Origin of the sequence: Flavobacterium beibuense F44-8 (assembly GCF_000769915.1) — a bacterium.
Taxonomy (GTDB): domain Bacteria; phylum Bacteroidota; class Bacteroidia; order Flavobacteriales; family Flavobacteriaceae; genus Flavobacterium; species Flavobacterium beibuense.
Genome location: NZ_JRLV01000018.1, coordinates 78,914 through 85,028, shown reverse-complemented (window position 1 = coordinate 85,028; position 6,115 = coordinate 78,914). Strand labels below are relative to the sequence as shown.

The window sequence follows — 6,115 nt, the reverse complement described above, 5'->3', positions numbered from 1 at the left end:
GAGCAGAAACATCTGCCAGTCCGCACAGCGCCAGGAGCGCTGACAGGTATAATTTCTTCATAAAAAGTAATTTTTAGTAGTGTTTGTATAGTTATTTAGTATAGTTAATGTTGGGGTGAGCAAAACGCCTTTTTTAAGCGAGCGCTTTGTTCATGCTGGTTAAAGATAGAAATTTTTGTGATATTTTTATAAGTTGAGTTAAAAATATCATTTTTTGTAATATAATATTTAGCATTTGCTAAAGTGTTGCAGCTAAACAGTATAGAGGTAACTGTATAGGTGAGAACTATCGGGTAGTTCTAATTTTGCAGCGATACGTTCCTTACGCTTTCGGCACGCTTCTACAGTAATGTTAAGCATTGAGGCTATTTCCTTAGTGCTAAGGTTCATGTATACATAGCATATAAACCTTACATCGTTAGCGTTTAGGGAAGGGTGGATTGTTTTTAGTCTTGTTATATAGCCTTGATTAACCTCTTCAAAATGGGTAAGAAAGTTTTCCCATTCGTTTTCGTCTTTAAGATGGCTTTTAAGGGTTTTGATATGTCCTGCCAGTGATTCGTTTTTAGAAAGCTCGGGTACTTTTCCTAATGAGGTAAGTATATCTTCAAGTATAGTGTTGCGTTGTGATAGGTATAATGCCTTTGCCGATAGTTCTCTGTTACGCGATTCTATCTCATTTTTAAGTCGTTCCTGTTCCAGTTTTGCTTTGTTCTCCTTATCCTGAATTTGTTTTTCCAATAGCAGGTTCTCATTTTTTTCCTGTGCCAGTTCCAGTGCTATTGCCTTTTCGTTTCTTTCGGCTACGAGTTTCTTCTGCATTAACTTAACCGATCTGTTGCGGAGTATAAGTACAAGTATTATTACAAGAGCAACAATAGCTGCGATAATACTGTAAAATGTTTTTCTTTCGGTGTTTAGTTTTTCCTGATTCAGGGCTATCTGGTTTTTATAGTCCTGCATTTCAAACTTCACTTTACTGGTTTCAAGTAATTTTCCGTTTTTTATGTCGTTAAGCTGTACTTCGGCCCATAAAACTGAGTCTTTATATTGTAGTGCCTTATCGTATACTTTGTCTTTAAAATAGATGTCTGCCAGTAATGTGTAAACTGTTTTTTTGTTCTCTAAATTAGGGCTTCCGGTAAGTATTTTATTGGCGGCAGTTATAGCCGGAGTATATTTTCCTTCCTTTAAATAGCTTTTTACAATAATGAGCATAAGGGAGATTCCGGTATCATTATAGTCCAGATTATCAGTAGAGGTGTATAATTCCTGTGCTTTTTCACGAGCCAGGGTAGTATTACCTTTAAGCAGTTCGTTCTCGGCCAAGCATATTTCGGCTAAAACCAATAAATGGGGCTCCTGTTTTAATAACGGAATTGACTCCATTATGTACTTTTTGGCATCTTCCAGCCTGTTAGTTTCATTAGCTACCCCGCCAAGGTTCATGGCATAAAGACCTATTTTGAGCGTGTCGTTTTTTTCTTTGGCTATCTTGTAGGCTTTTTGAAAGTACTCTTCGGCTTTATCAAAATTCCTCTCTTTGGTGTAAATAATGGCAATGTTGTTAAGTACCACCATTTCGTGTTGCGGATCCAGTTCCTTAACTGCTATGGTGTAGCTTTCCAGGTAGTAGTTAAGGGCTTCACCATAATCAAGCATGGTAAAATAATTAGCACCTATATTATTTGTGGCCAGAAAAACCTGTTCGTACCAGTGGTTTTTCTCGGCAAGATTTCGGGCTTCGGTTAGCAGTTCTAACGATTTTATGTGCTCCTTTTTCCACATGGCATCAACTCCTTGTTTGATAAGCGAGTCACAATGCTGTATAGTGTTTGCCGAAAGGTTTATAGCAAACAGTAGCATAAATAACAGGTAAAGGCTGATATGGAATTTCTTTTTAAGCATTAGCGAGCAATGGTAATGTGGGTAATTTATTCAAATATAAATATATAATTAATGCAAATAAAAAAGCTCCTCCTTAAAAGGAGAAGCTTTAACGTATATCGGATAAATAAATGTTTAGATTTTACCTGACGCTTTCAGGTTACGCTCAATTGAATGACCAGGGCGTGTCCATTTTGGTTTTTCTCCCATTGCTTTAAATTCAGATTCTTCTGCTTCAACCGTTTTTGGCTGAGATTTTTTAGCAAATGGTTTTTGAGGGATAAGACCAAGCATTTCAAACATTTTCATGTCTTCGTTTACATCCGGGTTAGGGGTAGTAAGTAGCTTGTCTCCTGCAAAAATAGAGTTAGCACCTGCAAAGAAACACATTGCCTGTCCTTCTCTTGACATTTGAGTTCTTCCGGCAGAAAGTCTAACCTGAGTTAAAGGCATAACGATACGGGTAGTAGCTACCATTCTAATCATATCCCAAATCTCAACTGGTTTTTCGTCTTCAAGCGGAGTACCGTCTACAGCTACAAGGGCATTGATAGGTACTGATTCCGGTTGTGGGCTTAATGAAGCAAGAGCAACAAGCATTCCGGCTCTGTCTTCAACGCTTTCTCCCATACCAATAATACCGCCACTACATACGGTAACGTTTGTTTTTCTTACGTTATCAATAGTTTGTAGTCTGTCTTCATATCCTCTTGTAGAGATTACTTCTTTATAGTATTCTTCAGAAGTATCAAGGTTGTGGTTGTATGCATATAAACCTGCCTCTGCAAGACGTTGTGCCTGATTTTCGGTAATCATACCCAGTGTACAGCAAACCTCCATGTCCAGTTTATTGATGGTTCTAACCATTTCAAGTACCTGATCAAATTCAGGTCCGTCTTTTACATTACGCCATGCAGCGCCCATACATACTCTTGATGATCCGCTCGATTTGGCACGCAATGCCTGAGCTTTTACCTGAGAAACGGTCATAAGGTCGTTTCCTTCAATATCTGTATGGTAACGTGCAGCCTGAGGGCAGTAACCACAATCTTCAGGACAGCCACCTGTTTTAATTGATAAAAGGGTAGATACCTGTACTACATTAGGGTCATGAAATTGTCTGTGGGCCGTTGCTGCTTCATACAGCAGGTCCATTAATGGTTTGTTATATAGGGCAATGATTTCTTCCTTCGTCCAGTCGTGTCTAATTGTATTCATAACGGAATTTTAAAGTTGGTTCAAAAGTAGCAAATTCCGTTATAACAACCGAAAAAACACTTTAAACTTTACTTAGTTATGATTCACGTCGTCTACCTTATTGATTTTTTCCACCTTATCTTTCCAAAACTGCATTAGTGTAAACGATACTATGGCACTGGCTGCAAGCCCTTCAATAAACAGTCCGATACAGAATTGGTACAGTGACGGTGTACCTCCAAAAATGTAGTGGTTTACAAATGTATGGATGTATTCTTCACCTCCTCTTGCATTGGCATAGGCGATAAATGCAAATATGGTTAATATCAAACTGGTAAATGCTGTAAAAAATGCCGAACTAAGATTAGTGAAGTAACCGTCTATATGTTCTTCATAATCCTGTTTAATGGTTCTGTTTACACCATATATCACAAAAATGAAGTTTACCAGCCTTAGGTAAATTTTATCTCCCAGCCCCAGTTTTTCCATTAAAAGGAAAAATAGTCCAATACCTATAAAAATAATTATACCATTGATTATTATTCTTGAAACTTTCATAGCCTTGTGTTTTATTCGTTAATTAATTGTTTTACAGTCTTATGGCTTTTTTAAGTGTATTTTCTTTCAAAAGTTTGTAAGACAGGGATTAACTCAATCTCTTATCGAATTTACTAATTAAAACATGAAAAAATAAAAGAATTAATAAAATTTTAATACAATAAATATGACTGTTTTAAAATTTGGTTAAAGCGAGTGAGAATACGGTTTATTGCTCATCTTCGTGAAGTAGTATCCAGTCGTTATGGAAGAAATAATCCCATTTGGCTTCGCCTAAATCGACATTGGGGTCAATAAGTTTTTTCATTGGAGCACCATTTACTCCGGCTGAAGTATTGGCATAAACAGCAACATCTCTTCCTATTTCCCTAAACTCCTTTTTAATGCGCTGGGCAAACTGCCAAATCATATCGGGTTTGGTACGCATGCTGTTAAACTGCTTAGGGGTAAGTTTACTGTTTATATTGTAAACGATGGTTTCGTTGGTGTTTTTGTCTACCACTTTAAAACGGGTATATCCGTTTCGGGTACGTAGCATCATTCGCCAGCTTAAACGGTGACCTTCTTCGGTCCAAAAAACATCTCCCTTAATAAAATGATGTCTTACAGGGAGTAGTAGCTGTACAATTAAATAAGGTATAAAAAAGTAATACAGTGTGCTTTTGTAGTCCTTTTCTGTTTCCCGGATAGTAGTGATTTGCGGTTTATTTTTAAAGAAGAATGAGCGTATTTTTTCCGGCGGATAAAAGAAAACAGCAAAACTCAACGCAAAATAAGGGAATATACCTATTTGTAATGTGATGGAATTAAAGATGTGGAATATTAATGAAGCTATAAAAGCCCATGTTCTGGTTTTTTTAAAAAGCAATAAAGGGACAATCAGTAAATCGAAGGCAATACCGGCATAGGCAATAAACAGGTAAAACCATTTTTGAGTAAAAATGTCGTGTAATGTTTCATTTTTAACCGATCTGTCCAAGAGGTTTTTGGTAAAGGTACCGTCCAGCCAGTCAGGATAAAATTTAGCAATAGTAGCAAAAAAATATACTATGGCTACCTGAGCTATCATTACCCATGAGCACCATGCAGGCATGGTTAGGCTTTTTATATTGGGGTTTTGTTTAGCATCGAGAGAGGCGTAAGTGTTTGCAGGTAAAAACCACATTATTATACAAACCAGTACTAATAGGTAGTAATGATTATTATATGAGGTTTTTTGCATAAAGTAAACTCCTGCCCACATTATGGTAAATGCGCCAAGTGTCAATCTATATTTATAGCCCAGCATAACAAGCAGGCCTAATATACCCATAGTAATAAAGTAGAAATACATGCCATAGCCGGGTAGGGGCTGGAGCCAGTCCATACCTATGTGGCTAAAAGTAAATTGTACATCAATGAAATTTTCTTTTACCCATCCTGTAAGGATGGCACCAATGGTTTCGCAGGCAAGCAGAAAGCCGAAAAATATTCTGAAGATAATAAGCGGGCTGTTATCTATTTGCTGGAAAAGGCGTGGTTTCATGTCAGTTTTGTGGCGATATATTCTAAAGACGTTTTTTGGTCTTCCTTAAGTTGTTCTTTTAAGTGGTTAACGCTAGGGAACTTGATTTCATTGCGTATCTTGTAATGAATATTTACCCTTATTTCCTGATTGTACAAGTCATCGTTAAAATCAAAGAAATGTACTTCTATAGATTCGGCTACTCCTCCTACAGTAGGATTGTTGCCTATATTCATCATTCCGTATACTGTTTTTCCTGCAATTTGAGATGATACTACATATACGCCCTTGTCAGGTATTAGTTTGTAGCTTTCGGTAATATTGATGTTAGCAGTAGGGAAGCCTATGGTTCGACCCAGTTGTTTTCCCTTAACAACATTTCCGGTAAGGAAATAAGGATAGCCAAGGTATCTGTTTGCAGTTTCAAGATAACCGGCATTTAAGGCATTGCGTATTTTTGTAGAACTGACCGACACTTCATTTATCTCAAGTGCCGAAATTTGTTCTACTTCAAAATTATACTCCTCACCATATTGTATAAGGTCATTAATATCGGCTGTCCTGTTTCTTCCAAAGCGGTGGTCGTATCCTATTATTATTTTCCTTACCATAAACTTATCTACCAGTATGTTTTTTACAAACTCTTCGGCAGTAAGTCTTGAAAAAGCATGGTCAAAAGGGTGTATAATAAGGTTGTTTATGCCGTGCTCTTCTAATAGCATGGCTTTCTCCTTAATAGTATTGAGTAGTTTTATATCTGTATTTTGCTGCAAAACCATCCGCGGATGCGGGAAAAAAGTTAGCAGCACACTTTCGCAACCTGTGTTTTTACTGCTTGAGGTTATTTTCTCAAGAATACTTTTGTGTCCTTTATGTACTCCGTCAAAAGTACCAAGGGTTACAATGGTAGGTGCGTTAGTGGTAAATTCCTGTATAGAGTTGAATATTTTCAAAGGCTAATAGTTATAA

Annotated in this window: 5 protein-coding genes; all 5 read right to left on the bottom strand. The window is 37.1% G+C overall.

The window, feature by feature from the left end:
* Nucleotides 1-252: 252 nt before the first annotated feature.
* The 5 genes from Q763_RS13925 to Q763_RS13905 all read right to left on the bottom strand — a co-directional run bounded on the left by Q763_RS13925 (nt 253) and on the right by Q763_RS13905 (nt 6,099).
* Nucleotides 253-1,908 carry a tetratricopeptide repeat protein gene (locus tag Q763_RS13925; RefSeq protein ID WP_035135359.1) on the bottom strand — a complete coding sequence of 552 codons (1,656 nt, stop codon included), beginning with the start codon at nt 1,906-1,908 and terminating at the stop codon, nt 253-255.
* Between the two features lie 114 nt (nt 1,909-2,022).
* Nucleotides 2,023-3,105, bottom strand: coding sequence for a biotin synthase BioB (bioB, locus tag Q763_RS13920; RefSeq protein ID WP_035135358.1), 1,083 nt, complete (start codon nt 3,103-3,105; stop codon nt 2,023-2,025).
* Nucleotides 3,106-3,177: 72 nt separating this feature from the next.
* Nucleotides 3,178-3,642 carry a hypothetical protein gene (locus Q763_RS13915; protein WP_052123448.1) on the bottom strand — a complete coding sequence of 155 codons (465 nt, stop codon included), beginning with the start codon at nt 3,640-3,642 and terminating at the stop codon, nt 3,178-3,180.
* 208 nt (nt 3,643-3,850) lie between these two features.
* Nucleotides 3,851-5,167: an HTTM domain-containing protein gene (locus Q763_RS13910; protein WP_035135356.1), complete on the bottom strand. Its 1,317-nt coding sequence runs from the start codon at nt 5,165-5,167 to the stop codon at nt 3,851-3,853.
* Complete coding sequence (locus tag Q763_RS13905) at nt 5,164-6,099, bottom strand: bifunctional riboflavin kinase/FAD synthetase (RefSeq protein ID WP_035135354.1); 936 nt, start codon at nt 6,097-6,099, stop codon at nt 5,164-5,166. The genes Q763_RS13910 and Q763_RS13905 overlap by 4 nt, the downstream gene beginning before the upstream one ends.
* Nucleotides 6,100-6,115: the final 16 nt, after the last annotated feature.